Consider the following 26259-nt stretch of genomic DNA (forward strand, 5'->3'; position numbering starts at 1 on the left):
GGGCAAAACAAAAAGAGTGAGGGAGCCGAAAGGCAACCACTTTCCTATAGGAATCCAATAGATCCCCAGTTGTCCGGATCAACTGGAAATTCTACTAGAAAGAGCTCTTACTACTAATATACGAGGAGTGGATATATGAAGCATCTTTTGACAATTTTTTTTTATTCCCTCCTCATGGTTGTTATGCTTTCGGGCTGTACAGCCATGACTACTGAGTTACACGCTGCTCGTGATTTAAACGAAGCTACTGAAAGTTACCTATTTAAAGATGAATTCCCTTTGGATTTTATCCCCAGAACTATGGAAATTGCGGCAATCGGTGACTCGTTAACAAAAGGGGTCGGTAGCCGTCCAAATTCGGGGGGTTATTTGCACTATCTCGAATCTTCTTTAATGCAAACAGGGGCTTTTATCGATATCAATATCCATAATTTTGGGGTGCGGGGCCAACGAACCGATCAGCTCCTTGAAAGACTGGGAGAACAAGAAATAATAAATACGCTAAAGTCAGCTGATGTTATTCTCATTACTATAGGCGGAAATGATATTATGAAAATCATAAAAGGAAACATCAGTCAATTAGATATTTCAGATTTTAAAAATGCATTACCCGCCTATCAGGACAATATTTCACAGCTTTTACAACAGATCCGAAACATAAATGAGAAAGCTACCGTATATTTAATCGGAGTATATAATCCTTTTTCAACCTTAATTCCGGAAATACAGGAATTTAATACAATTGTTGAAATGTGGAATCATGTCAGCCAGGATCAGGTCAATCAATTTTCGAATATGTTTTTCGTAGATATCGCCTCTATTTTCAATGAAGGGCTCAATGTTTTATACGAAAAAGATTATTTTCATCCTAATGATCTCGGATATGAAAAAATCGCAGACGCAGTCTATAATGAGATGATTTCTTCCAGAAGAATGCATACATGGGGCAATCCAATGATTCAGGCAGGCAGGAATGAGGAATAAAAATGAAATGGAAACCATCCTGGAAGTCAGCTTTTTGGACATTAGTAGGAATCGAAGTTTTAATTCTCTTTGTATTGATGTTATTACTGTTCCAACCGGTAGAACGAAAGAAAATATCAGATGCAGAATTAAACCAAGAGGATTATATCCCAATTTCTGTTGAGGCAGATAAAAGCGCCGTTAATGGGTTAATTCAAAGATATTTAGATGGAAAGGGAGAATTAGGTCCTGTAAACTATTCAGTTTATGTCAATAATGATGTTGAATTGATGGGTACTTTTGAAGTGTTTGAAGAGGAAATTGAATTTAAAATGGATTTTTCCGCTAGTGTGTTAGACAATGGTGATCTATGGCTGGAAGAAAAGTCTCTGCAGGTTGGGGGACTGGAAATTCCTTCAGCATATGTTCTAAAATTTGTTCAAAAAAATTACTCTCTCCCAGAATGGGTGTCTATTTATCCGAACGATCAAATCATTTATCTTTCCATTTCAAAAATGAAACTTAATGACGGCACCCGTCTTAGAATGAAAGAATTTAATCTGCCCGAAAATAAAATTAAAGTCGATCTTCTAGTACCAAAAAATTAGAAAAAAACATAACAGACGGTATAATTTCAAGCAAACTCTAGACTTTGTCTTAAAATAGCGTTAAAATGCCTAAATTAAGAAATACTTTCTTTTTAAAGGGAAAGCATTGATTTATGAGCATTGGGGGAGATGAGAGTGGTGAAAAAGGAGTTTTCAAAGTTAACACCAATTCAGTATGAAGTGACACAAAAAAATGGAACAGAACCGCCGTTTCATAATGAATATTGGGACAACTTCGAAGAGGGAATCTATGTCGATATTGTTTCAGGAGTACCCTTATTTAGCTCAAAGGATAAATATGATGCAGGCTGCGGATGGCCAAGCTTTACAAAACCGATTGAGTCACAGGAAATTATTGAAAGACTGGATACGAGTTATGGCATGATAAGAACAGAAGTAAGAAGTAAAACTGCTGATTCTCATCTGGGTCATGTATTTGATGATGGTCCCGGTGAAAATGGATTGAGATATTGTATCAATTCTGCTGCTTTAAAATTTATACCCGTAGATAAAATGGATGAAGAGGGCTATGGAGAGTATCTTAAATTATTTAAAAATGAGAAATAATGGAATAAAAGGAGCGTTCATCAATGTTAAAAAAATGGTTTGGTAAAAAAGAAATCAATCGCACAATTACAGTAAAAGCTCCGCTTACGGGGAAACTAGTTGCTTTGGAAGATGTTCCAGATCCTGTTTTCTCTGAAAAAATGATGGGAGATGGAATTGCCATTGAACCATTTGATAATCAGGTCGTATCGCCAGTAGATGGAGAAATTATTCAAGTTTTTCCGACGAAACATGCAGTCGGAATTAAAGCAGAAAATGGTTTAGAAATTCTGATTCACGTTGGATTAGAAACTGTTTCTATGAATGGAGAAGGTTTTGAGAGTCATGTCCAGGAAGGATCGAAGGTGAAAACAGGCGACCCATTGTTAACGGTTAACTTTGATTTAGTGAGAGAAAAAGCAAAAAGTGCAGTTACGCCAATCATCTTAACAAATGCTGATCAAATCGCAACCATGAAAAAACTAGAAAATAATGAAGTACAAAAGGGAGTGACAGATGTTATTGAAGTAACGGTTAAATAAGGGAGTGTATTCACTGTGAACCAAAAAATCCTGCCCGCTTCGACTAATTTAAAGGATTTTGAATTATTTTTGCAAAGTGAGTATGAAGTTGGAATATTTCTCGAAATACATATCTCACAGCTAAAAAATGTAGCAAAAATGGCGCATACACATAATAAAAAGATGATTTACCATGTAGATTTAATTCATGGGATCAAAAGTGATGAGTATGCAACCGAGTATATTTGCCAGGAATTTAAGCCATACGGTTTAATCTCGACTAAATCGAATGTTATTCTGAAAGCAAAGCAAAAGGGCGTTATTTCTGTACAACGATTGTTTCTCATTGATTCTCATGCATTAGAAAAGAGTTATCGTTTAGTAGAAAAAACAAAGCCAGATTTTATTGAGGTTTTGCCAGGCATCATGCCATGGATGATTCCGGAAATAAAAGAACGAGTGCAAATTCCAATTGTTGCAGGGGGGCTAATCAGAACCGCAAAAGAAGCGGACAACGCCTTACAAGCGGGAGCGACTGCAATCACAACTTCAAACAAAAAACTTTGGGAATATTTCAGGAATCCGGTAAAAACATGAACCCGACCCATGAAAAATGCTTTAAAAAAAATGAAGATAATGATATACTTACAGTAAGTTAATAACATGTCAAGAGATTAAGAGAGACCTAGCAGTTTTATGGTAGTATCCATAATGCTTGTTTAGGTCTCTTTTTGTTTTTTTACCAGAATAGGAGGGACAACAATGAATTTCTCAAGTAAAAACAGAGGGCGCATCATGGAAATATTAAACAGCGAAACATTTGATCTTTTGGTCATTGGGGGCGGGATTACAGGAGCTGGGATTGCTTTAGATGCCGCAACCCGGGGCATGAAGGTGGCACTCGTTGAAATGCAGGATTTTGCAAGCGGGACCTCAAGCAGATCTACCAAGCTAGTCCACGGGGGGCTTCGTTATTTAAAGCAATTTGAAATCAAAACAGTAGCTAAAATTGGCAAGGAAAGAGCGATTGTTTATGAAAATGGTCCCCATGTAACAACCCCTGAGTGGATGCTCTTGCCATTTCATCAGGGAGGGACTTTTGGTAAATTCACTACAAATATCGGATTAAGACTATATGATTTTTTAGCAGGAGTAAAAAAGCAGGAACGCCGTAAAATGCTTTCTGCTAAAGAGACATTGGAAAAAGAACCATTGATTAAAAAAGACGGGTTGAAGGGAGGAGGATATTACGTAGAGTACAGAACCGATGATGCACGACTTACGATTGAAGTCATAAAGAAAGCAGTTGAAAATGGAGCAGTTGCTATTAACTACATGAAGGCAGAAAATTTTATCTATGATCACAAAAAGGTTTGCGGGGCAGTGGTACGAGACTTACTTACAGATGAAATGATTAAGATAAAAGCAGCCAAAGTAGTTAATGCTGCAGGGCCTTGGGTTGACCAAGTGAGAAAAAAAGACTACTCCATCAATAACAAAAAACTCAGGCTGACCAAAGGTGTCCATATCGTGTTTGACCAAAGCGTTTTTCCGCTTCGCCAGGCTGTATATTTTGATACCCCTGATAAACGGATGGTGTTTGCGATTCCAAGAGAAGGCAAGACTTACGTAGGAACAACCGATACCTTCTATGATGAAACACAAGATATTGCCAATCCAAAACCATTAAAGGAAGATATCGAATACTTGCTGAATGCTATTCATTATATGTTTCCTAATGTTCAGCTGTCAGAAGATCTTGTTGAATCGAGCTGGGCAGGTGTACGTCCCTTAATTTACCAAGAAGGTAAGGACCCGTCCGAAATTTCACGAAAAGATGAAATTTGGGAAGGAGACAGTTCCCTTATTACCATTGCAGGAGGAAAATTGACCGGTTATCGTGAAATGGCGGAAACGGTTGTAGACTTAGTGGCTAAGAGATTGCAAGAGGAATCTAATCGCAGATTTTCAGCTTGTAAAACAAGGCATATCGTCATTTCTGGGGGAGAAGTGAACGGTTCTGAGAACCTCCCGCAATTTATTGAGAAAAAGAGTTTAGAGGCAGTAAAATATGGACTCACATTGGAAGAAGGCAAGAAGTTTTCTTCTAAATTTGGCTCTAACGTTGATCGGTTATATACGTTCGCTAAACATTATCCAGGAAAAGAAAAAAGCCATGGGTTGACACGAGCCATTTATGCAGAAGTTCTGTATGCGATTGAAGAAGAAATGACAGTAAAGCCTGTAGACTTCTTTATTCGCCGTACCAGTGCATTGCTGTTTAATTTCGATTGGGTTAAACAATGGAAAGGTCCTGTTATCAAATTTATGGCAAATGAACTGAACTGGGATGAAAATACGAAAAGAACATATGAGTCTGAACTGGAAAAAGAGATGAAAGACGCAGTCATACCTATTGATAAACAAGAATAGTAATGGTTCTAGAGGTCCGCTTTGGACCTCTAAGAATGTAAGTCTCTATTAGGTAAAAATATTTTTTAAACAGAGTTGACAGCGCTTCCAGCCTATTATAAGCTATAATTACAAGTTAATAGTGACGGAGAAACGGAGACTCACATTATCTAACATACACGGGATACGTATGTTGAATAATGTGAGTCTTTTGTTTCTAAGGGCTCATTTTTAGTAAAACCATTATATGAAGAAGGGTGGATGGCAGATGTCAGAATTTTTAGCAGAAGTGATAGGAACGATGATTTTGATTATTTTTGGGGGAGGTGTCGTAGCTGGTGTTGTTTTGAAGAAAACAAAGGCTGAAGGGGCAGGATGGATTGTCATCACTGTCGGATGGGGCTTGGCTGTAACAATGGCAATTTATGCAGTAGGCAGTATTTCCGGCGCTCATCTAAATCCAGCTGTTACGTTAGGATTTGCAGCGATTGGCGAATTCCCTTGGGAAAAGGTACCTGCCTTTATTTCAGCTCAAATGCTGGGGGCTTTTATAGGAGCAGTTATTGTTTACCTTTTATACTTACCGCACTGGAGTGCAACAGAGGACAAGGGAGCAAAATTAGGAGTTTTTTCAACCGGACCAGCAATTAGAAGTCCATTATCAAACTTAGTGAGTGAAGTTATTGGTACATTTATTTTGATTTTTGGATTGTTATTTATCGGGACTAATCAATTTACAGAGGGGTTAAACCCATTGGTTGTCGGACTATTAATCACTGCGATTGGTCTATCTTTAGGGGCACCAACTGGATATGCGATAAACCCTGCACGGGATTTGGGGCCAAGAATTGCTCATGCTTTACTGCCGATTGTCGGGAAAGGTAATTCTGATTGGGAGTATTCATGGATTCCGGTTGTTGGACCTATTCTCGGCGGTGTCTATGGAGCATTATTTTATAAAGCCTTATTCCAAGGAGATTATTCAGTATCGTTTTGGATTGCTAGTGTAATAGTAGCTGTTATTTTTATTGCTGCAGCTACGCAGGAAACGAAAAAGGCCAGTGTAACGAATCATACAAATAACGCTTCTTTATAAGGGGGAATTCAGAATGGAAAAATTTATTTTAGCTCTCGACCAAGGAACGACTAGCTCACGTGCCATTCTTTTTAACCACAAAGGCGAGATTGTGGAGATTGCCCAACAAGAATTTGAACAGTTTTTTCCTAAACCAGGCTGGGTTGAGCATGACGCTAATGAAATTTGGACATCAATTTTAGCTTGTATAGCTGAAGTTTTGAGAAAGGCTGATGTGAATCCGGATCAAGTGGCCGGAATCGGGATTACAAATCAGCGTGAAACGACGGTTGTATGGGATAAAGAAACAGGTAAACCAATTTATAAGGCTATTGTATGGCAATCACGGCAAACAGAAGGCATTTGTAAAGAATTGCGTGAAAAGGGTTACAATGATCTCTTCAGAGACAAGACAGGATTACTGATTGATCCATATTTTTCAGGAACCAAGGTCAAATGGATTTTGGATAACGTAGAAGGGGCAAGAGAAAAGGCTGAAAAAGGTCAATTGTTGTTTGGTACGATTGACACGTGGCTAGTTTATAAGCTCTCTGGCGGAAAGTCCCATGTAACTGATTACTCAAATGCTTCAAGAACTCTTATGTATAATATTTATGATTTAAAGTGGGATGAAGAATTATTAGATATTTTAGGCGTGCCGGCTAATATGCTGCCTGAAGTACGCCCTTCATCTGAGATTTACGCGACAACAATAGACTATCATTTCTTTGGCCACGAGGTACCGATTGCAGGTATTGCCGGAGATCAGCAGGCAGCTTTATTTGGTCAAGCATGCTTTGAAAAGGGAATGGCAAAAAATACCTATGGAACTGGCTGTTTTATGCTAATGAACACTGGGGAACAAGGAGTTAAGTCGAAAAACGGATTATTAACAACCCTTGCATGGGGCGTTGATGGAAAGGTCGAGTATGCATTAGAGGGAAGTATTTTCGTAGCCGGATCAGCGATACAATGGCTGCGGGACGGATTAAAAATGGTAAACAGCGCACCGGAAAGTGAAGAATATGCAACAAAAATCGATTCTACGGATGGAGTTTATGTGGTTCCAGCGTTTGTTGGCCTTGGCACACCATACTGGGATAGTGATGCTCGCGGTGCTGTTTTTGGGCTTACACGCGGCACGACAAAAGCACATTTTATTCGCGCTACTCTTGAATCATTAGCTTATCAAACAAAGGATGTATTAGATGCAATGATTTCCGACTCAGGTATCGATTTAAAAACGTTACGTGTCGATGGCGGCGCTGTCCAAAATAATTTTCTGATGCAATTCCAAAGTGATATTCTTGGCGTAAATGTAGATCGTCCAGTCGTAAGTGAAACAACCGCTCTAGGTGCAGCCTATCTGGCTGGTTTAGCAGTCGGATATTGGGAAAGTAAAGAAGAAATCGCACAGCAATGGCAAATCGACCGTAGCTTTACGAATCAAATGGACGATAATCAAAGAAATCAGCTGTATAAAGGCTGGCAAAAAGCAGTAGAGGCTACCCGCCAATTCAAGTAATACATTTAAAATACTTACACGATCAGCAAGTTCGCAATCTTCTCTCTCAGGCAGACGATCAGAGAGAAGGTTGCCATTTTTATAAGTTGATATATTCGATGGCTCATAGACTCTTAAGGAGATGAATAAATTGAAGAAAATCATCAATAATCCTGAACATGTCGTCGAGGATATGCTTAATGGAATCGTAGCTGCATACCCAAACCAATTGAAGAGAATTGAAAATACTACGGTTATAGCAAGAAAAGACGCCCCCGTTCCAAATAAAGTGGGACTCATCAGCGGAGGAGGAAGCGGACATGAACCAGCACATGCAGGCTATGTGGGGAAAGGGATGTTAGATGCAGCTGTTGCAGGTGAAGTATTTACATCGCCAACACCGGATCAGGTTTTTGAAGCAATAAAAGCGGTCAATAGCGGCGCGGGTGTTTTTATGGTCATTAAAAATTATACCGGAGATGTAATGAATTTTGAAATGGCAGCCGAGCTTGCGGAAGCTGAGGGAATCCCCGTTGAAAAAGTGATTGTAAACGATGACGTTGCTGTAGAAAATAGCTCCTATACCATTGGGCGCCGTGGAATTGCAGGAACGGTATTTGTTCATAAAATTGCAGGAGCAAAAGCAGAAACAGGAGCATCTCTTGCAGAAATTAAAGCTGTTGCGGACAAAGTAGTTCAAAATGTACGTTCGATGGGGATGGCCATTAGCCCATGCACAGTTCCTCAAGCGGGAAAACCAAGCTTTGAATTAAAAGAGAATGAAATGGAAATTGGGATGGGAATTCATGGCGAACCTGGCATTGAAAGAAAGACGATTCAAAAAGCCGACGATATCGCAGAGGAATTAACAGCAAAAATATTAGAAGATATCGAGATAAATCAAGATGACGAAGTAGCCGTTCTAATTAATGGATTAGGGGCCACGCCTGAAATGGAGCTTTATATTGTAAATCGTAAGGTTCAAGAGATCTTGAGCGAAAAAGGAATTAAAGTCATTGAAACATTTGTGGGGAATTATATGACCTCCTTGGAAATGGCTGGCTGCTCTGTAACATTATTAAAACTAGACGATGAATTAAAGGAATTGCTGGCGGCTGAATCAAAGGCACCAGCCTTTAGAAAATAATCAGAATGATATACGATATTAAGCAGGCAGGTTTAAGCGGATGAACATTCTCTTAAAGTCCTGCCTTCTGTCTGATCTGAATTTTGGAAAAATTAAGGAGGCTATGTAATGCTGCTCACTGTTGAGTTAACAAAAAAATGGATGGAATCGACTAATCGTAAGCTGCAAAATCATAGGGAATACTTAACCTCTCTCGATCAGGCGATTGGAGACGGAGATCATGGAATCAATATGGCAAGAGGGTTTCAAGAGGTAGTTATGAAGCTGTCGGCAACAGATTATGAAACAGTATCAGATGTTTTAAAGGATGTAGCGATGATTCTTTTAGCCAAAGTAGGAGGGGCATCCGGACCTTTATACAGCACGGCATTTTTAAAAATGTCATTAGCTGTTAAAGGGAAGACGTCCATCAATCAAACTGATTTTATGAATGCTTTAGATGAAGCGATTAATGGGGTTATTCAAAGAGGAAAAGCGAGTATCGGGGATAAAACTTTATTGGATGTTTGGCACCCTGTAGCAGCCTTTGTAAAAGAAACGGATGATATTAATTGGGAAGGCTTTTGTCAAACAGCTCAAAAATCAATGGAATCCACCAAAGAAATGATGGCCTTAAAGGGAAGGGCGTCCTATTTAAAAGAACGTTCAATCGGACATTTAGATCCTGGCTCGGTTTCTTCTTTTTATCTGTTTCAATCACTTACAGAAGTGTTTACGGATGGTGAATAAAGTGGAAAAAGTAGGAATCGTGCTCATTTCTCACAGTTATAAAGTAGCAGAGGGTATAAAAGATATCTTGAATCAGGTTGTATCGGATGTTCCGATTGAACTGGCAGGCGGGACAGACGAGAATGACATTGGGACTAGTATGAATAAAATACTTGCAGCAATTGAGCAGGCATATAGTGAAAAGGGGGTTATCCTTTTTTATGATTTAGGAAGTGCTATGATGAATGCGGAAATGGCGATTGAACTGTCTGGAAAAGACCATATTCAAATTGCAGACAATATTCCGCTTTTGGAAGGATCCTATGTAGCGGCTGTTGAATCAGGAATCGGAAAAGATATAACTGCAATCATGAAAAGTTTAAAAGAGCAATTTAGGAGCGGTTTTGCCTAAAATCTTTCGGGAACATGGGCGAATACACAGTCCATCTAGACAATTTGCTCATAACGTAGTAGTGAACCTGAATCTTTACCCGAGGAGGAATTCCCATGTACCCAAATGAACCTTATCCTACTAATGTAGCACCTGCTTTCACAGCGCCAGCGTACACTGCACCTTACTGCACTTACACTGCACCAGCTTTCTATCCTGGTGGCAACTGGTTTGCGTTAATTGTAGTGTTATTCATTCTGCTGATTATCATCGGTGCTGTTTGCTATTGCAAGTAGGCCATATTAAAAGAAACTAGCACTGTCATGTCAAAAAACCTCCATTTTTGGGGGTTTTTTGTCCATTTTGCAGGTATTTTTTTAGCGATTTTAAAAAAATCGGGTGGTGACCGTACGCAGGTCGTGCTAAACTGAAAATCAATTAAAGGAGTGAGTTATATGGCCAGATCATTTTATCATTATTTAATGAAATATAGAAATATCGAACCTAAACACGAAATAGAAGAATTTGCCAATCATGCTTACCATGATCATACATTTCCAAAACTAGCCGATGATTATCATGAAATCAGCTCATATTTAGAAATGCATGGTGATTATATTAAATCCATGAAGGTGTTTGACCGTGCATGGGAGCTATACCTCTTAGAAGAAAGATGAGAAACCTTGTCCTTTCCCCAAAGAATGACTTCCTGCATATACTAACGTACAATAATCGATGTGCAGGAGATGGGAGGCTATGGAAAAACGGAAAAAAGCAAAATTTAATGTAGGTGATACCGTTGTCATTGTTATGTATGGAACGGTAGGGAAAATTACAAATATAAAAACTATCGAGGAAACCTATGTATATGAAGTAAACCATAGTGAAGGGTTATTTCTAGAATCCGCTTTAGTCTTACTTTCTGAATATGATGGAGAAGTAGTGAATAAGGAACAAATTGATATTGAGTACAAATTTATAATTGGAGACTTAGTTCAAGTTAAAGACAGAGGAGCCGAATTATTTAAAGTAATTGGATTCCGGACAGAAATTTGGCGTTATAAGGAAGATGCATGGGAAGATATCGTGTATGAACTGTCGAGCGTAAAAGATGGCCAATGGTTAGAGGTTGGTGAAGAGGATTTAACTTTAATTGCCGATGCACAGCATGCTGATACTTATATGCAAAAACTAGGATTTCTTTTCATGACAAATAAAAAATCTCCGTCAAACAAAATAAACCTTGATAAAAAAGGAAATTCCGCAAATCATGCCGGTAAGAAATCAGAAATAGAGAAAAAAAAAGAAGCAGTTGATCAGCTTCTTGATTTATATAATGACTATAAATTGTTATTTGAATGGTTTGGTAATCAGGAGTACAAAACAGGTATGAAAATGACTGTGAAAAAATTAAAAATCTTAGCAAAAGAAATGGCGAAAATTTATGGTGAGAATACACTTTTAAAAGAATAGCTGCAGACCAAAAGGTATGAAACAAAAGAGGGCACCTATAAAAAATAGTTTGATTACCAGATCCATTAAAGCATCTGCCCGTGAGCAAACTTCCTGATTCTTTTTCGTATTCATGAGAATCCTCCCTTTCTGTTCCCAGTCTAGTAATAGGATTCTATGAAAAAAAACTAATAGAAATGATTAAAATTATTCGTTTCGACAAAACTCGTTAAAACTAGATAAAGGATTTCATCCTCAATTCGCTAATATGTTCATTAATAACAATGGATGTTAGGAGAGAAGAGGATGAGAAAGTCGCTAACCATAGACGTAGAAAAAAAGACGTACGATGTAACCGTTTTGCAAACACCTAAATATGGGCAAAAAAGGGGGTATAAAACCGTTTACCGCAGTGAGGTGGAGGGTGAAGATCATTATGATGTGATGTACAAGGTTTTTCGTATATTAAATGTAAAAGAATTGCTTCCAGAAAACTATAATGCAAGATATATGGCTACAGGCGATATTGTATTCATAGATGAAGGGATGAATGGACATTATTATTATCAGCTAAAGCCGGGTGGCTTTTTCCCAATCCATCGGATGTATATCCGCTAAGCCACCCAGCTCATTACTATGGTCTTTAATGCTTTTATTTTTTGCGTTTATTAGCCTGATGCTCTTTCGCATGTGCTTCGTGTTCAGCTACAATTTGTTCAGCAGGAATATGATTGTTTTTCTTCTGTTCGTTAATACGGCTCCTATGTTTTTTTCCCATTTTGTTTTTTCCCTTCCTTTTTAGAAAATAATATTTTCTGTATATTATCATTTACCATTAACCTAAAATAATGATGGTTACTTCTAGGGCATAAGGTATTCTTTTTCTAATCATGCAGTTTATGGTATAGTGAATCATGTTAAAATTAACTTAAGTGTCAGGAGGAATATTCGGTGAGTGTACATATTGGTGCCAAAAAGGGACAAATTGCGGATACGATTTTATTGCCAGGAGATCCGCTCAGAGCCAAATATATAGCTGAGACCTTCTTAGAAGGTGCCGAGCTTTATAATGAAGTACGAAATATGTTTGGATATACAGGTACATATAAAGGGAAGAGAATTTCAGTTCAGGGAACTGGAATGGGAATTCCTTCTATTTCAATTTACATTAATGAGCTGATGCAAGAATACGATGTTCAGAAACTAATCCGTGTTGGTACATGCGGTGCGATTCAAAAAGATGTTAAAGTCAGAGATGTTATTCTGGCAATGTCTGCATCCACTGACAGCCAAATGAATCGAATTACGTTTGGAGGGGTTGACTATGCCCCTACGGCTAACTTTGAATTGTTAAAAAATGCTTATGATGCTGGAGTTCAGAAAGGATTACAATTAAAGGTTGGCAATGTCCTTTCTGAGGACCTCTTCTATAATGATAATGCAGAGCATGAAAAGTGGGCACAATATGGAATATTAGCAGTTGAAATGGAAGCAGCAGCCCTTTATACACTTGCTGCAAAATTTGGTCGTCAGGCATTAGCTGTGCTGACAGTAAGTGATCACATTTTAACCGGTGAAGCAACTTCCGCTGAGGAACGTCAAACAACGTTTAATGATATGATAGAAGTTGCTTTAGAAGCAGCTTTGAAATAATTTTTTTAGCTTGTTCTCTGCTCGGGAACAAGCTTTTTTTATTATTAAGGCCAAAACTCCTATCAATAAAGCTTTAGTTTCATGATACAATAGGGCTTGGACTTCCAGAGAAAATCATCTAAGGATTAGGAGTTAGATTACAATGAAACGAAGCTTAATCGGGATAACTGCTATTCTTCTATTAGCAGGATGCAGTCAAGAAGTTACGAAAGTAGAACAAGAATCAAAAAGTATCGCTGAGAATACAGAGCAGAAACAAAAATCCGAAAACAACAAAAATGAAGAAAGCTCTCTTATTCTCGAATCTGAATATTTTAATGAAATTCAAGTGATTAATCAGGTTCCGACGATCACAAATCCGGAAAACCTATTAGTTTTAGTCAATAAGGAATTTGCTCTTCCCGCTGATTTTTACCCAGAGGATTTAGTTCGCCCGAAGGTTACATTTGCGTTTGGGGATCAGGACATTGAAAAAAGTTATATGCGTAAAGAAGCAGCACTTGCATTAGAAGAAATGTTTAAGGCTGCCTTACAAGAGGGAATAGAATTATTAGCTACTTCAGGATTCAGGTCTTACGATACGCAAAGCTTTCTGTTTCAGCAAGAGGTCGAAAACGTGGGTGCGGAAAATGCAGAGCTAGCCGTGGCGTTACCTGGAAAAAGTGAGCACCAGACCGGTTTGTCTATGGATATTACGGCAGAAAGTGTGGGGGGTTTGCTAACAGAAGCGTTTGAAAACACAACGGAAGGTCAATGGTTGGCAAACCATGCCCATGAATTTGGTTTTATTTTACGTTATCCAAAGGGGAAAGAAGGGATAACCGGCTATCAATATGAGCCTTGGCATTTCCGTTATGTAGGTAAAAAAACAGCTGCAATTTTAATTGAAAAAGGATGGACATTAGAGGAATACTTTGAAAACGTCGAAAAAATGTAGGGCAAATAAGGGAATATAAATATATTTCTAACCTTTAGGAAAGCTTGTACCAGTCTTTTCATATACTGGTACAAACTTCAAAAGGTTGGATTTTCATGCTGCTTAAAGCGATACATACCATAATTGGGAGTTTCATGCTTGCAATCGGAATTAACGGTTTTTTCGTACCTTACCATCTGCTTGATGGAGGGATGATAGGGATTGGACTGATTATTCATTATATTTGGGGGATTCCTACTGGACTTGTAATCCTCTTTGGGAGTATCCCTTTATTTGTAATGGCTTTTTTTGTTAAAAGGACATTGTTTTACAATAGTATTCATGGATTACTGATCTCTTCTTTATTTATAGACGCAACAGCACCCATTTCAACTTGGTTTCATTTGCCGATTATGACAAGTGCCATCATCGGCGGAATTCTGATTGGAACAGGGATTGGGCTTATGCTGATAGTCGAGACAAGTACAGGCGGATCAGATTTAGTAGGTCAGTGTATTTCATATTGGACAAAATGGAATGTAGGCGTCATAATTTTTATTATCGATGGTATCGTTCTTTTAATTGGATGTAGAATAATTGGTACATATGCATTTCTGCATTCACTTCTGGCGATATCAGCTGTCGGATTTGCGACTAGCGTACTTGTTCATTTTGGAAAACCTTCATTAAATTGAAACTTCCTTTAAGTATTCAAACAAAGAATTTCATGCTATTCTATAAGATATCTTACAGAATTTTGACCCGATGCTTTGAAGATGAAAGTGGTGAAGAAAATGACAGAAAATCATAATGAAAACAGCAGCCTTCAAAATAATGAACCGTTAACGGAATCCGAAGGGACGGCTGAAACAGCAGAACAAATTGATTCAGCAGAACATACAATTGAGCATAAGGAAGGAAACGGTTCAAGATGGGTCAGAATTAAACCGTTTCATTTTGTTATGCTGCTTTTCTTTGTCGTATTTTTAACGGCGGGGATTACCACCTTTGCTTTAGCGTTTGGAGACGAAAAAGTCGTGGAGGTTGGAGCTCCGACTCGAACAGAATTTAATAAGCTTTTTGAAGCATACGATATTTTGAAAAAAGAATATTACGATGAAATTGATCAGGAAGCACTAGTGGATGGGGCTATAAACGGAATGATGGAAGCACTGGGTGACCCATATTCCGATTATATGAACCAGGCTGAGGCAGAAAGCTTCCATATGGGAATCTCTTCTTCCTTCCAAGGTATTGGAGCAGAGATTCAAGAGAAAGATGGATATATCATGGTTGTTTCACCTATAAAAGGATCACCTGCAGAAAAGGCAGGCTTAAAACCTCAGGATATTATTCTTGCTGTTGACGGGGAAAGTATCAGTGGTTACAGTGCAACTGAAGCAGTTAATTTAATTCGCGGGGAAAAAGGGACAGAAGTAACGTTAACAATTCAACGTCCAGGTACGGAAGAGACAATTGATATAACCATTACCAGGGATGAAATTCCGATCCAAACAGTGTATGGTGAAATGATCAATGATAAAATCGGAAAAGTTCAAATAACTAGCTTTTCTCAAAACACAACTGATGAGCTGAGAGAAACTATTGAGCAATTGGAAGAACAAGGCATGGAAGGGCTGGTATTAGATATACGGCAAAACCCTGGAGGACTTTTAACGCAGGCTGTCTCTATTTCAAGTTTGTTTGTTCCAAAGGGAGAAATCCTCTTTCAAGTCGAGTCGAAAGATGGAAAAGTTGAACAGTTTGTATCATCAGAGGAAAACCCGATTGATATTCCTGTAGTGGTTGTCATAGATGAAGGAAGTGCAAGCGCCTCTGAAATCTTAGCGGCAGCAGTGTCTGAATCCGCTGGAATACCATTAGTGGGTAAAACGACATTTGGAAAAGGAACGGTTCAAACAGCCTATGACTTTGATGATAAATCGAACATTAAATTAACGTCTGCTAAATGGCTGACACCTTCTGGTAATTGGATTCACGAAAAAGGGGTCAAACCAGATTACGAAGTTTCATTACCTGAGTATGCATTTTTACCTTATATAAACCCAGAGACAGAATTAAAAGAATCGATTCAAAGCCAGGAGGTCGAAACGGCTGAGAAAATGCTGGAAGTAATCGGATTTAATCCTGGTAAAGTGGACGGGTTATTTGATGCCAATACAAAGAATGCGGTTATTGCCCTTCAAAAAGCGGCAAAGCTTAAGGAAACAGGAATTTTAACCTCTGACACTACCTTAGAGTTAATGAATCGATTTAGTGCCTCTATTCAAGAAAATGATACTCAAATTAATAAAGCAGTAGAGGTTCTTTCTCAACAATTAACAAAAAAATAAATTGTTTCATTAGCGCCCTTAAATAGGGCGCTTTTTTCATTAAATCGTACTTGCTGGTGCTTATATGATAAATTGGAGTCCAAAACCGCGAGACTCCTGCGGATAAAAATGAGCCAATTGCCGTAGGGTGGGATGTGAGCGGCCCATCAACTTAAGCCCTGACAGTAAACTTATATTTTTCCCGAAAAAAATAAAATAATACATGAACAAGAGTATACAATCAATGATTTAGTCCCAAAATGTCTACTAGGATTTAAGTAGAATGAGGTGACTTACATTTGTTTAAACTTATTTCAGGATTTTTATTAATCATTGGATCGCTGTTAGTCGGATGTATATTGTGGTGGAGTAATCAAACGGATGTCAGTGATCCACAACAGGAGCAGGAAAAGTATTGGAATCCAATTGAAGAGGTTCCAAAGCTGCCAGAATTTCTTTCCAAGGAAAAAGAGGGACTATCCTCTGACGAAAACGAGAATTCAACATTCCTATTAATGGCTGAACAAAATGATCAGAAAACCATTTCTTTACCAGTTGTATTTGTAGAGGTTAATCCAGAAACCAATGATATAAAAATGTCAACAATTGCTATAAATGATTTGGTTGAGAAAAATTTAGTTACAGAAGCAGATCAAGCGGAGATAAAAACGAAAGCGGAAGAACATTTTGATACCATGATAGACCATATGATTACCGTAAATACTGAAGGATTTGCAAAACTAGTAAATGATATTGTACCAGAAGGAATTAATGTCACGATTACAGAGGAGATGGTGAATGAATCTAGGATTAATCAGGAACCAGGAACCTATACACTAACAGGGGAAGATCTTTTTTCGAATGAGTTTGGACTTGTTTTAATGGAGCCTGAAGTCATATCTGCTATTACAGATTCGATAACGTCAAATTTAGAAGGATTGGATGGGATGATCAAAATTCCGAGTCTGTTAAAGGAAAGTCAGGAGTACGTCAATACAAATATGGATTTTACCAAATTAGTATCACTTGTTTCTGAACTTGCTGCGGATGCTGAAAAAGTAGAGGTAGAGAATATTCCTGTTCAGAGTGAGACTAATTTTGATACTGAAATGGATGAGCAACAAATAGATGCATATCAACCTGAAATGAATTCCTTTTACCGGGCTGGACTATAAAGAATGTCATCCGCCTAATATATATTGTTTGTTATGCACGGCTTTTAAAGTCGTGTTTTTCATTTTTAGGCCCTATTATACGACAAATCCACTCCCTTTTTGCAGGGAGTAAAGTAATTAGAATCTTTATTAAATTCCAAAAAATATTGAAAAATGAGCATATGAGTGATTTAATAGATGTAAATATATTGTATAGCAGGGTGCAAAAATTTTTAGCCTAATTCGGAAACGTTGTTTGTTATTACGAAACAAGAGGTGTTGTAATGGCTGTAACGGAATTTTTTTCAAAGTTAAAAGATATTTTGCCAGAAATCCATATGGAAATTAAAAATAGTTCAAATCATCAATTGGGAAACGCAGGTCAAGTTATTGTTTATCCAAAATCAGAGGAAGAAATTTCAGAAATCCTTAAATATGCAAATGATACCGAAAAAAAAATCTTTATTGAAGGCGGTGGAACAAAAAAAGGGTTTGGCGGAGAAATTGAAACTGCAGATATTTTATTGTCATTGGCTGAATATAAAGGGATTATTGAGCATGCTGTTGGTGACATGACATTAACTGTAAAATCTGGTACTACCTTTAATGAAATACAAAACTATTTAGCAGATTATAACCAAATGATTCCTCTCGATCCTACATGGCCACAATACGCAACCATAGGCGGGATTATTGCCGCTAATGAAAGCGGTCCCAAACGTTTGGGTTATGGGTCTGCAAGAGATGCAGTAATTGGATTAAAAGTTGTTTATCCAAATGGAATGGTGATTCGTACAGGCGGCAAGGTAGTAAAAAATGTGGCAGGCTATGATATGAATAAATTATTTATAGGCTCAATGGGAACTCTCGGAGCCATATCCGAAGTAACAGTAAAGCTAAAGCCGTTGGCTAAATATGAAAGTGTTATATTTCTTTCATTTCCGGAAGGAAATCTTGAGGAAATCCGAACATTTGCTGTTTCGCTTTTAGATTCCATGATGGAACCGGTAGCTTTAGAACTTTTAAGTCCATCCCTATCAGAAAGGCTTACAGGCCAAAAGCAATATACGTTGGTCATAAGCTTTGAAGACGTCGAAAGCTCTGTCCATTACCAGGAGGAATTTGTTAAGCGTATACAGCCTAAAAATACAAGGATCACAATTCATCAACAAAAAGAAGCAAAAGACTTTTGGGCTACCTTTTATACAATTGCACCCAAGGGTGAATCAGGGGCTGAGACAGAGGCAGCTTTAAAAATCGGTGTTGTGAATCTGGATGTACTTAAAGTTATTAAGGAATGTGATGTTTTACAAGATATTCATAATCTTTTAATTGAAGCCCATGGCGGATTAGGACATGGTTTGTGTCAAGTAAACCTAAAGGGTGCAGATGAAGATATTCTTGCTGCCATTCATCAGTTAAGAGAATATGTTAAAAGCTTAGGTGGTTATGTAATTGTTAAACATTTGCCTTATTCACTTCGACAAAAAATAAGTGTATGGGATGAAAAACCATCCTACTTTTTCCTACTGGAAGGTATTAAAACAAAAGTGGATCCAAAAAGAACTCTCAACCATAAACGTTTTGTGGGAGGGATTTAAGTGAGTGTAACTGAAAGTGATTTACAAAAAGCACCTGCATGTACGAAAGACAGCCTCAGCAATTATTTATGGAAAGATCCACCTGATGAAAATAAATGGGCTGACTGTGTCCATTGCGGGATGTGTTTAGAATCATGTCCTACTTATGAATTAACAGGACAGGAACAGCATTCTCCGCGAGGTCGTGTGCACCTAATTAAATCAGTTGCAGAAGGTAAGCTTGAAGTAAATGAGCAGTTTATGGATTCTGTTTTTGCGTGTCTAGATTGCCGAGCTTGTACGACAGCTTGTCCTGCTGATGTGGATGTAGGAGGGCTCATCGAAGAGGCACGCGGTCAGATTCGTCAGGCGATGCCTCTAACAGGCTTTAAAGGAGCAGTAAGTAAATTTTTCCTTCAAGGCTTGTTCCCATATTATAACCGTTTACATGCCGTCGGGAGCCTGTTGAAATTTTATCAAAAAAGCGGCATTCAGAAAGTAATCCGAAAGTCAGGGCTTATCAAAATCATGCCGGAGCATTTAGTGCAAATGGAAGCGATTATGCCGGAAGTAAAAGAGCCTGTAAGAAAAAAATATAAAAATGAAAAAGTGATTAAGGCCAAGGGAGAAACCAAACACGAGGTAGCATTCTTAACAGGCTGTGTCATGGATGTGATGTTTAGTGATGTGAATGAAGCAACAATCAATGTATTAACACGTAATGGAAATGATGTTGTCATTCCGCAAAATCAAACATGCTGTGGTGCCTTGCACGTTCATGCGGGTGACCGGGAAACTGGGAGAAGGCTTGCTAAGCAAAACATTGAAGCTTTTAAGGACGCCGAAAAAATCATTGTTAATGCAGCAGGCTGTGGATGTATGTTAAAAGAATATGCAGAACTATTCCGTGAAGAGCCAGAATGGCGTCGAAAAGCAGAAGAGTTTTCAGAAAAAGTGGAAGACATTTCAAAATATCTCCGTGATACTGGCTATGAGAAGCCAAAAGCTGAAATCAAAACTCGTATTACCTACCATGATGCATGTCACTTAGCTCATGGTCAAGGTATTCGTCAAGAGCCGCGTGATCTGTTGCTCGATATCCCTGGTGTTGAAATGGTACACATGCCAAATTCCGACCGCTGCTGTGGTAGTGCTGGTATATATAATATTACAAATCCAGAAATGGCCGGTGAAATTCTAGAAAGAAAAATGGAAAATGTACCTGAAAATGTTGAAATGATTTCTATGGGGAATCCAGGCTGCATGCTTCAAATGGCAATGGGTGTGAAAAAATACGGGAGGGACCAAAAAGTGATCCATACTGTTCAGCTGCTCGATTGGGCTTACCAAAAAGAAGATCGAGAAAAGGAAGGGAAATAATGGCGAGAAAGAAAATCAAAACAAAAGATAAGCATATACAGAATCTAGCTGAAATAGTAGGAGGAGCAGATTCCATTCTCTATCAAAAGGAAGATTTAATAGCCTATGACTGTGATGGTTTTACCCTGCATAAGCATTTACCAAAAGCGGTTGTTTTTCCAAAAGATACAAAGGAAGTAGCCAAACTGGCAAAATATTGTACTGAAAACGGACTGCCATTTCTTGCACGCGGTGCAGGAACTGGTTTGAGCGGCGGTGCTATACCAGTTAATGGAGAGGTCATTATAAGCTTAGTCAGAATGAAACGTCTGTTAAGCGTGGACTTAGAGAATCGCCGTGCTGTAGTAGAACCAGGTTTTGTTAACCTCAAACTGACAAATTCGATCTCTGATAAAGGCTACTATTATGCACCGGATCCTTCCAGCCAATATTGCTGTACAATTGGAGGAAATGTAGCCGAGAATGCCGGTGGCGCACACTGCCTAAAATATGGTGTAACTACAAACCATATTTTGGGTTTAGAGGTTGTTTTACCGAATGGTGAAATTATTGAAATAGGTCAAAATGGAATTCCTGATGCCCCAGGATATGATTTGCTGGGGTTATTAACGGGTTCAGAAGGTACATTAGGAATTGTCACAAAAATAACAGTACGAATATTGAAAAATCCAGAAGCAAAACAAACTGTATTAGCTTATTTTGATAAGGTTTCAGATGGAAGCCAAGCTGTATCCGATATTATTTCAAAGGGAATTGTACCTGCAGCCCTTGAAATGATGGATAAAACAGCTATTGAGGGTGTTGAGGCCGCGGCATTTCCTGTAGGACATCCTAAGGATATAGAAGCACTTTTATTAATAGAAGTAGATGGTATTTCTGCGGGAATCGAAGAGCAGATCAATCAAATACTTGAGGTATGTAAAAGCAGGAATGTACGCGAAGTAAAAGTAGCGCAAAACGAACAAGAACGGGCCAGATGGTGGGCAAATCGCAAGACAGGCTTTGGAGCAATGGGGGCTATTTCTCCTGACTATTTAGTGCAAGACGGTGTCATTCCAAGAAGCAAATTACCAGAAGTATTAAGCAGAATTAATGAAATCAGTCAAAAATACCAGTTTCGTATCGCAAATATCTTTCATGCTGGAGATGGCAACCTTCACCCGCTCGTACTATTTGATGCAAGAATTCCCGGAGATACTGAAAAAGCCTTAAAAGCAGGGAGTGCTTGTTTACAAGTTTGTGCTGATGTAGGCGGATCCATTACCGGTGAACATGGTGTCGGGATTGAAAAGAAAGAAGAAATGCGTTTTATCTTTTCAGATGAGGAAATTATCGCTCAAACCGATATTCGCGAGGTTTTCAATCCTCACAATCTATTAAATGGAGGGAAGCTGTTCCCAAGTCCGGGAAGATGTGCAGAAATAAAGAAAGAAATGAAGGCTGCATCAGGATCATGACCAATCGTTATTTTTTGACAAACACAGGCGCAATGGCAGGATTATTAACATGAAGCAGAATTTTTTGAAAATTATTGAACTCCAATTAGCTTCATGATATTCTTTTTTTGAAGAATTAATGAAACATCGTTTCTTAATAGGAAACGATGTGCAATGGAGTCATTACAATAGTTTGGTATTAGAAGGAGGAAAAAGTGATGGGTAAATACGTAAATGCAGGAAATCTGCAGGTAGATTCAGTTTTCTATGAGTTTATCAATTCTGAAGTTCTTCCAGGGACCGGATTAGAAGCGGACAAATTTTGGACTGATTTTGAAGCATTAGTACATGATTTAACGCCAATAAACAAAGATTTGTTAGCGCTCCGTGATGAGATCCAAGCTAAATTAAATCAATGGCATAAACAACATAAAGAAAATTTCAATGCTGATCAATATAAGGCTTTTTTGCGGGAAATCGGCTATTTAGAACCTGAAGCAGAAGATTTTGAGATTACAACAGAAGGTGTGGATGATTCAATTGCTTTACAAGCTGGCCCGCAATTAGTCGTTCCTGTAAATAATGCACGTTATGCCATTAACGCGGCTAATGCCAGATGGGGCAGCCTTTACGACGCGCTCTATGGAACAGATGTGATCAGTCAGGATAACGGCGCAGACCTTCAGGATTCCTATAACCCTATACGTGGTGAAAGAGTAATTCAGTTTGCAAGAGAATTTTTAGATAAAGCAGCTGCTTTAGCAGAGGGTTCTCATAAAGAGGCTGTACATTATGCCATTGCTGATGGAAATTTATCTGTAACACTGAGTGACGGAACAGTAACGGGATTAGCTCATCAGTCAAAGCTGATAGGCTTTCAAGGACAGCCGGAAAACCCAGCAGCAGTATTGTTAAAGAATAACGGTTTACATCTTGAAATCCAAATCGACCGAAGCCATCCTATCGGGAAAACCGATGATGCTGGCATAAAAGATATCTTGTTAGAATCTGCTGTTACGACGATTATGGATTGCGAAGACTCTGTTGCTGCCGTAGATGCGGAAGATAAAGTTCTTGTTTATCGCAACTGGCTTGGACTTATGAAAGGTGATTTAGAAGCAACTTTTACAAAGGGCGGAAAAACGATCACCCGAAAACTAAATCCTGACCGCATTTTTCAATCGCCAACTGGGGAAGAAATTACTTTGCCTGGACGCTCCCTGCTATTTGTTCGTAATGTAGGTCATTTAATGACTATTAATGTAGTTTTAGATCAAAATGGCCAGGAGATTCAAGAAGGTATTTTAGATACTGTTGTTACAAGTTTAATTGCTAAGCATACTCTTCTCGGTAATGGTAAATACCAAAATTCCAAAAAAGGTTCGATTTATATCGTAAAACCGAAAATGCACGGTTCAAAAGAGGTTGCTTTTGCTAATCTGCTCTTTGACCGTGTAGAAGATATGCTTGGGTTAGCAAGAAATACTCTAAAAATTGGGGTAATGGATGAAGAGAGGCGTACCTCTTTAAACTTAAAAGCATGCATTCGTGAAGTTAAAGATCGGGTTGTGTTCATTAACACTGGATTTTTAGACAGAACAGGTGATGAAATCCATACTTCAATGGAGGCCGGTCCGATGATTCGCAAGAATGACATGAAAGGAACAACATGGTTAAACGCCTATGAAAAATCGAACGTTAATGTAGGCTTAGCCAGCGGATTTCAAGGGCGGGCACAAATTGGAAAAGGAATGTGGGCTATGCCTGATATGATGGCTGACATGCTAAAGCAGAAGATTGGTCACTTACGGGCGGGGGCAAATACTGCATGGGTACCTTCACCCACAGCAGCGACATTACACGCTTTACATTATCATGAAGTTAACGTCACTGAAGTACAAAATCAATTAGTAAAATCAGCTGCAAACCTGCAGGATGAAATCTTGGAGATACCAGTTGCCAAAAATCCAAATTGGAGTCCTGAAGAAATTCAGGAAGAATTAGATAACAATGCTCAAGGAATTCTTGGTTATGTAGTCCGTTGGGTAGAACAAGGTGTTGGGTGCTCAAAGGTGCCGGACATCAATAATATAGGCTTAATGGAAGACCGTGCTACATTAAGAATTTCCAGTCAGCATATGGCAAACTGGCTGCACCACGGAATTTGTACGAAAGAACAGGTTCTTGAAACATTAAAACGTATGGCAAAAGTAGTTGACGAACAAAATGCTGGTGATCCTGATTATCGGCCAATGTCTAAGGACTATGATCATTCCGTTGCATTTCAAGCTGCCTGCGATTTGATTTTTAAGGGCTATGATCAGCCTAATGGCTACACCGAGCCAATTTTGCATCGCCGCCGTATGGAAGCAAAAGCTAAATACCCGGTTAAACAATAGGATTGAATACTAATAGACCTCAGCATTCAAATAGATGCCTGGCTCCTCCATTTAGATATGTTCTTCATAACAGCTTAATCCTAAGATGGAGGTGCTTGGCACTTTTTGTTTTTCGCAGTTTTATCATAGATGTCCATAAATAACACGCAGCCCGACTACACTTCGCTTATAGCAAAACAGCCTTTGTTTTTGAAAAAATCTTGTAAGATGAAAGGAGTCACACCTTTAATGAAATTTATTAGATTTGCTGTTAACTATGAAACATTAACTGGAGTACTTCAAGATGAAATGATTAGAGAGATAAAGGGAAATATTTTTGGGAACTGGGAGTATACAGGAAGTACATTTGCTCTAAACAAAGTTAAACCGCTTGCACCATTAATGCCAAATCAAATTATTGGGATTGGTGCTAACTATGTGATGAAAGTGGAAGATCTTCCGAGTGATTTGCCCGAAATTCCAGTGTTTTTCTTTAAACCGACATCGTCGGTCATTGGACCTGAAGAGGAAATTGTAATTCCAGCTGGAATTGATCAGGTTAAATTTGAGTCAGAATTGGCCGTTATCATTGGAAAAGAGGCAAAAAATGTCCCGGAAGAAGAAGTTCTCGATTATGTATTTGGTTATACGGTTGCAAACGACGTAACGGCACCTCAATTCTTCCATAAGGATGGACACTGGACTGTCGGAAAGTCGTTTGATACCTTTACACCTTTAGGTCCGGTGATTGAAACGGAACTGGATCCTTTCCAAGTATCTATTGAAGCGAGACTTAATAATGAAGAGAAACAAAACAGTTCAACCGAACTAATGATTATTCCAATTCGTAAAATGATTTCTTATCTTACAAATGTGATGACATTGAAGCCTGGTGATGTTATTTTGACAGGAAGTCCTGTTGGAGCAGAATTCGTTCATTCAGGAGATGTTATCGAATGTGTCATAAAAGAGATTGGCACATTAAAAAATACATTTGTCTCATCAAAGGAAAGTGTATATTAGAATCATTAGTTTTTAAACGCCTGGAAATATATGTGCTATAATTTTACTATTACGTAAAGCACCAGAGGTGAAAGTTCGTGGATAGAGAAAATATGGTCAAGTCTGTAAGCCGCGCATTAGATATTATTCATCTGGTAAGTATGAAAAAAGGCGGATTAGGAGTAACCGAAATCGCCAATCAAATCGATATAAATAAAAGCTCTGTTTATCGAATCCTTTCAACGCTCGTCAAATATGGATATGTTGAGCAAAATAATGAAACCGGACGCTACAGGCTAGGGCTTAAATTTTTAGAGATAAGCTCTAGGCTTCTGGAATCTATCGATTTAAGAGAAGAAGCCAAACCCTTTTTGTTAGAGCTGGAAAAAGAAACAAATGAGGTTATCCATCTAGTGGTATATGATCAAGGTGAGGTAGTTTATATTGAAAAATTAGAAGGTACTGAAATCCTCAGGATGCATTCAAGGGTCGGAAAAAGAGCACCGATGCACTGTACATCAGTTGGGAAAGCAATTCTTGCCAATTTGCCGACAAGTGTAGTATTAGATATTCTTGAACGAAAGGGATTGCCAAAGCATACTGAAAATACAATTACCAATCAAGATGAGTTTTTGAAAGAACTGGCGAAAGTGAAACAGAATGGATATGCCCTTGACTTAGAAGAAAATGAATATGGAATTACTTGTATCGCAGTGCCCATTTTTGACCATTTAGAAAAAGTTATTGCTGCAGTAAGTGTTTCTGGACCAACCATGCGAATGACAGGAGAAAGACTGGAACACCTTAAATTTCGAATGCAGCAAATTGGGAAACAAATTTCTTCAAGATTAGGGTTTGTAAAACAGTGAGATAAAGAATAAATATATTAAAATATGTTCTTTTTTTTATTAAAAAGAACATATCAGACTGTAGACAAACTCGATAATATCCAGTTTGCCTACAGTCTTTTTTCATTTACAATATTTATAATGAGATATCTAGAGGTGATGGATTATGATGACGAGAAACAATAATATTGAAAGAGACCAATTAGAAGTGATCGCGATTGACCAACTAGTACCACAAGATCATTTAGTACG

At 38.3% G+C, this 26259-nt stretch carries 27 protein-coding genes and 1 pseudogene; 26 read left to right on the top strand and 2 right to left on the bottom strand.

Annotated elements, in window-relative coordinates:
- The first annotated feature begins 135 nt into the window (after window positions 1-135).
- From MLE14_RS18495 to MLE14_RS18560, 14 genes and pseudogenes are all read left to right on the top strand, one after another.
- Complete coding sequence (locus MLE14_RS18495; protein ID WP_243299931.1) at window positions 136-984, top strand: SGNH/GDSL hydrolase family protein; 849 nt, start codon at window positions 136-138, stop codon at window positions 982-984.
- A 2-nt stretch (window positions 985-986) separates the two neighbouring features.
- Window positions 987-1571 (top strand): YpmS family protein, encoded by a 585-nt coding sequence (locus MLE14_RS18500; protein WP_243299933.1) that lies wholly within the window; start codon window positions 987-989, stop codon window positions 1569-1571.
- 138 nt (window positions 1572-1709) lie between these two features.
- On the top strand, window positions 1710-2138 hold the full coding sequence (msrB, locus tag MLE14_RS18505) for a peptide-methionine (R)-S-oxide reductase MsrB (protein WP_390629186.1): 429 nt from the start codon (window positions 1710-1712) through the stop codon (window positions 2136-2138).
- A 23-nt stretch (window positions 2139-2161) separates the two neighbouring features.
- A complete protein-coding gene (locus MLE14_RS18510) occupies window positions 2162-2659 on the top strand; it encodes a PTS sugar transporter subunit IIA (protein WP_243299936.1) in 498 nt (165 codons plus the stop codon).
- A gap of 15 nt (window positions 2660-2674) precedes the next feature.
- Entirely contained in the window at window positions 2675-3235 is a 561-nt protein-coding gene (locus MLE14_RS18515) for a glycerol-3-phosphate responsive antiterminator (protein ID WP_243299938.1), read from the top strand.
- A gap of 165 nt (window positions 3236-3400) precedes the next feature.
- The gene (locus MLE14_RS18520) at window positions 3401-5071 is read left to right on the top strand and encodes a glycerol-3-phosphate dehydrogenase/oxidase (protein WP_243299939.1); all 1671 of its coding nucleotides are present in this window, start codon (window positions 3401-3403) and stop codon (window positions 5069-5071) included.
- A gap of 247 nt (window positions 5072-5318) precedes the next feature.
- Window positions 5319-6146, top strand: a complete 828-nt coding sequence (locus MLE14_RS18525) for an MIP/aquaporin family protein (RefSeq protein WP_243299940.1) — start codon at window positions 5319-5321, stop codon at window positions 6144-6146.
- A 13-nt stretch (window positions 6147-6159) separates the two neighbouring features.
- Window positions 6160-7650 (top strand): glycerol kinase GlpK, encoded by a 1491-nt coding sequence (gene glpK, locus MLE14_RS18530; RefSeq protein WP_243299941.1) that lies wholly within the window; start codon window positions 6160-6162, stop codon window positions 7648-7650.
- Between the two features lie 130 nt (window positions 7651-7780).
- Window positions 7781-8776, top strand: a complete 996-nt coding sequence (gene dhaK / locus MLE14_RS18535; protein WP_243299942.1) for a dihydroxyacetone kinase subunit DhaK — start codon at window positions 7781-7783, stop codon at window positions 8774-8776.
- Window positions 8777-8884: 108 nt separating this feature from the next.
- Window positions 8885-9505 (top strand): dihydroxyacetone kinase subunit DhaL, encoded by a 621-nt coding sequence (gene dhaL, locus MLE14_RS18540; RefSeq protein WP_243299943.1) that lies wholly within the window; start codon window positions 8885-8887, stop codon window positions 9503-9505.
- On the top strand, window positions 9495-9896 hold the full coding sequence (gene dhaM / locus MLE14_RS18545; RefSeq protein ID WP_243299944.1) for a dihydroxyacetone kinase phosphoryl donor subunit DhaM: 402 nt from the start codon (window positions 9495-9497) through the stop codon (window positions 9894-9896). The genes dhaL and dhaM overlap by 11 nt, the downstream gene beginning before the upstream one ends.
- 197 nt (window positions 9897-10093) lie before the next feature.
- Window positions 10094-10171 (top strand): annotated as a pseudogene (locus MLE14_RS22785) (YjcZ family sporulation protein); the annotation flags it as partial.
- Between the two features lie 159 nt (window positions 10172-10330).
- The gene (locus tag MLE14_RS18555; RefSeq protein ID WP_243299945.1) at window positions 10331-10552 is read left to right on the top strand and encodes a YozE family protein; all 222 of its coding nucleotides are present in this window, start codon (window positions 10331-10333) and stop codon (window positions 10550-10552) included.
- Window positions 10553-10631: 79 nt separating this feature from the next.
- Window positions 10632-11348 (top strand): hypothetical protein, encoded by a 717-nt coding sequence (locus MLE14_RS18560; protein WP_243299946.1) that lies wholly within the window; start codon window positions 10632-10634, stop codon window positions 11346-11348.
- On the opposite strand, the gene MLE14_RS22525 is transcribed toward MLE14_RS18560, so the two are convergent.
- Window positions 11337-11462, bottom strand: a complete 126-nt coding sequence (locus MLE14_RS22525; RefSeq protein WP_279326420.1) for a hypothetical protein — start codon at window positions 11460-11462, stop codon at window positions 11337-11339. The genes MLE14_RS18560 and MLE14_RS22525 overlap by 12 nt on opposite strands.
- 171 nt (window positions 11463-11633) lie before the next feature.
- On the opposite strand from MLE14_RS22525, the gene MLE14_RS18565 reads away from it, so the two are divergent.
- Complete coding sequence (locus tag MLE14_RS18565) at window positions 11634-11945, top strand: hypothetical protein (protein WP_243299947.1); 312 nt, start codon at window positions 11634-11636, stop codon at window positions 11943-11945.
- A gap of 34 nt (window positions 11946-11979) precedes the next feature.
- On the opposite strand, the gene MLE14_RS22530 is transcribed toward MLE14_RS18565, so the two are convergent.
- Window positions 11980-12105: a hypothetical protein gene (locus tag MLE14_RS22530; RefSeq protein ID WP_279326421.1), complete on the bottom strand. Its 126-nt coding sequence runs from the start codon at window positions 12103-12105 to the stop codon at window positions 11980-11982.
- A 173-nt stretch (window positions 12106-12278) separates the two neighbouring features.
- Between MLE14_RS22530 and deoD the strand changes: the two genes are divergently transcribed.
- From deoD to MLE14_RS18620, 11 genes are all read left to right on the top strand, one after another.
- On the top strand, window positions 12279-12980 hold the full coding sequence (deoD, locus tag MLE14_RS18570) for a purine-nucleoside phosphorylase (RefSeq protein WP_243299948.1): 702 nt from the start codon (window positions 12279-12281) through the stop codon (window positions 12978-12980).
- Between the two features lie 142 nt (window positions 12981-13122).
- Window positions 13123-13917 (top strand): D-alanyl-D-alanine carboxypeptidase family protein, encoded by a 795-nt coding sequence (locus MLE14_RS18575; protein ID WP_243299949.1) that lies wholly within the window; start codon window positions 13123-13125, stop codon window positions 13915-13917.
- A 95-nt stretch (window positions 13918-14012) separates the two neighbouring features.
- The gene (locus MLE14_RS18580; protein WP_243299950.1) at window positions 14013-14591 is read left to right on the top strand and encodes a YitT family protein; all 579 of its coding nucleotides are present in this window, start codon (window positions 14013-14015) and stop codon (window positions 14589-14591) included.
- 99 nt (window positions 14592-14690) lie between these two features.
- The gene (locus MLE14_RS18585) at window positions 14691-16250 is read left to right on the top strand and encodes a lmo1851 family serine protease (protein ID WP_243299951.1); all 1560 of its coding nucleotides are present in this window, start codon (window positions 14691-14693) and stop codon (window positions 16248-16250) included.
- 278 nt (window positions 16251-16528) lie between these two features.
- A complete protein-coding gene (locus MLE14_RS18590; protein WP_243299952.1) occupies window positions 16529-17404 on the top strand; it encodes an LCP family protein in 876 nt (291 codons plus the stop codon).
- Window positions 17405-17667: 263 nt separating this feature from the next.
- Window positions 17668-18984: an FAD-binding oxidoreductase gene (locus tag MLE14_RS18595; protein ID WP_243299953.1), complete on the top strand. Its 1317-nt coding sequence runs from the start codon at window positions 17668-17670 to the stop codon at window positions 18982-18984.
- Complete coding sequence (locus MLE14_RS18600; protein ID WP_243299954.1) at window positions 18985-20343, top strand: (Fe-S)-binding protein; 1359 nt, start codon at window positions 18985-18987, stop codon at window positions 20341-20343.
- Window positions 20343-21800, top strand: coding sequence for an FAD-linked oxidase C-terminal domain-containing protein (locus MLE14_RS18605; RefSeq protein WP_243299955.1), 1458 nt, complete (start codon window positions 20343-20345; stop codon window positions 21798-21800). The genes MLE14_RS18600 and MLE14_RS18605 overlap by 1 nt, the downstream gene beginning before the upstream one ends.
- A 197-nt stretch (window positions 21801-21997) precedes the next feature.
- Window positions 21998-24178 carry a malate synthase G gene (locus MLE14_RS18610; RefSeq protein ID WP_243299956.1) on the top strand — a complete coding sequence of 727 codons (2181 nt, stop codon included), beginning with the start codon at window positions 21998-22000 and terminating at the stop codon, window positions 24176-24178.
- 228 nt (window positions 24179-24406) lie between these two features.
- On the top strand, window positions 24407-25180 hold the full coding sequence (locus tag MLE14_RS18615) for a fumarylacetoacetate hydrolase family protein (RefSeq protein WP_243299957.1): 774 nt from the start codon (window positions 24407-24409) through the stop codon (window positions 25178-25180).
- Window positions 25181-25257: 77 nt separating this feature from the next.
- Window positions 25258-26028 carry an IclR family transcriptional regulator gene (locus tag MLE14_RS18620; RefSeq protein ID WP_243299958.1) on the top strand — a complete coding sequence of 257 codons (771 nt, stop codon included), beginning with the start codon at window positions 25258-25260 and terminating at the stop codon, window positions 26026-26028.
- Window positions 26029-26259 lie beyond the last annotated feature (231 nt).

This window comes from Bacillus litorisediminis (assembly GCF_022808645.1).
In the GTDB taxonomy this organism is placed as follows: Bacteria; Bacillota; Bacilli; order Bacillales; family JC228; genus Bacillus_BF; species Bacillus_BF litorisediminis.

What these genes read in the sequence shown, in the direction of transcription:
- MLE14_RS18495 (WP_243299931.1), top strand. Translation starts at nt 136, where the DNA reads ATGAAGCATCTTTTGACAATTTTTTTTTATTCCCTCCTCATGGTTGTT.
- MLE14_RS18500 (WP_243299933.1), top strand. Translation starts at nt 987, where the DNA reads ATGAAATGGAAACCATCCTGGAAGTCAGCTTTTTGGACATTAGTAGGA.
- MLE14_RS18510 (WP_243299936.1), top strand. Translation starts at nt 2,162, where the DNA reads ATGTTAAAAAAATGGTTTGGTAAAAAAGAAATCAATCGCACAATTACA.
- MLE14_RS18520 (WP_243299939.1), top strand. Translation starts at nt 3,401, where the DNA reads ATGAATTTCTCAAGTAAAAACAGAGGGCGCATCATGGAAATATTAAAC.
- MLE14_RS18525 (WP_243299940.1), top strand. Translation starts at nt 5,319, where the DNA reads ATGTCAGAATTTTTAGCAGAAGTGATAGGAACGATGATTTTGATTATT.
- glpK (WP_243299941.1), top strand. Translation starts at nt 6,160, where the DNA reads ATGGAAAAATTTATTTTAGCTCTCGACCAAGGAACGACTAGCTCACGT.
- dhaL (WP_243299943.1), top strand. Translation starts at nt 8,885, where the DNA reads ATGCTGCTCACTGTTGAGTTAACAAAAAAATGGATGGAATCGACTAAT.
- dhaM (WP_243299944.1), top strand. Translation starts at nt 9,495, where the DNA reads ATGGTGAATAAAGTGGAAAAAGTAGGAATCGTGCTCATTTCTCACAGT.
- MLE14_RS18555 (WP_243299945.1), top strand. Translation starts at nt 10,331, where the DNA reads ATGGCCAGATCATTTTATCATTATTTAATGAAATATAGAAATATCGAA.
- MLE14_RS18560 (WP_243299946.1), top strand. Translation starts at nt 10,632, where the DNA reads ATGGAAAAACGGAAAAAAGCAAAATTTAATGTAGGTGATACCGTTGTC.
- MLE14_RS22525 (WP_279326420.1), bottom strand. Translation starts at nt 11,462, where the DNA reads ATGAATACGAAAAAGAATCAGGAAGTTTGCTCACGGGCAGATGCTTTA.
- MLE14_RS18565 (WP_243299947.1), top strand. Translation starts at nt 11,634, where the DNA reads ATGAGAAAGTCGCTAACCATAGACGTAGAAAAAAAGACGTACGATGTA.
- MLE14_RS22530 (WP_279326421.1), bottom strand. Translation starts at nt 12,105, where the DNA reads ATGGGAAAAAAACATAGGAGCCGTATTAACGAACAGAAGAAAAACAAT.
- MLE14_RS18575 (WP_243299949.1), top strand. Translation starts at nt 13,123, where the DNA reads ATGAAACGAAGCTTAATCGGGATAACTGCTATTCTTCTATTAGCAGGA.
- MLE14_RS18580 (WP_243299950.1), top strand. Translation starts at nt 14,013, where the DNA reads ATGCTGCTTAAAGCGATACATACCATAATTGGGAGTTTCATGCTTGCA.
- MLE14_RS18585 (WP_243299951.1), top strand. Translation starts at nt 14,691, where the DNA reads ATGACAGAAAATCATAATGAAAACAGCAGCCTTCAAAATAATGAACCG.
- MLE14_RS18595 (WP_243299953.1), top strand. Translation starts at nt 17,668, where the DNA reads ATGGCTGTAACGGAATTTTTTTCAAAGTTAAAAGATATTTTGCCAGAA.
- MLE14_RS18605 (WP_243299955.1), top strand. Translation starts at nt 20,343, where the DNA reads ATGGCGAGAAAGAAAATCAAAACAAAAGATAAGCATATACAGAATCTA.
- MLE14_RS18610 (WP_243299956.1), top strand. Translation starts at nt 21,998, where the DNA reads ATGGGTAAATACGTAAATGCAGGAAATCTGCAGGTAGATTCAGTTTTC.
- MLE14_RS18615 (WP_243299957.1), top strand. Translation starts at nt 24,407, where the DNA reads ATGAAATTTATTAGATTTGCTGTTAACTATGAAACATTAACTGGAGTA.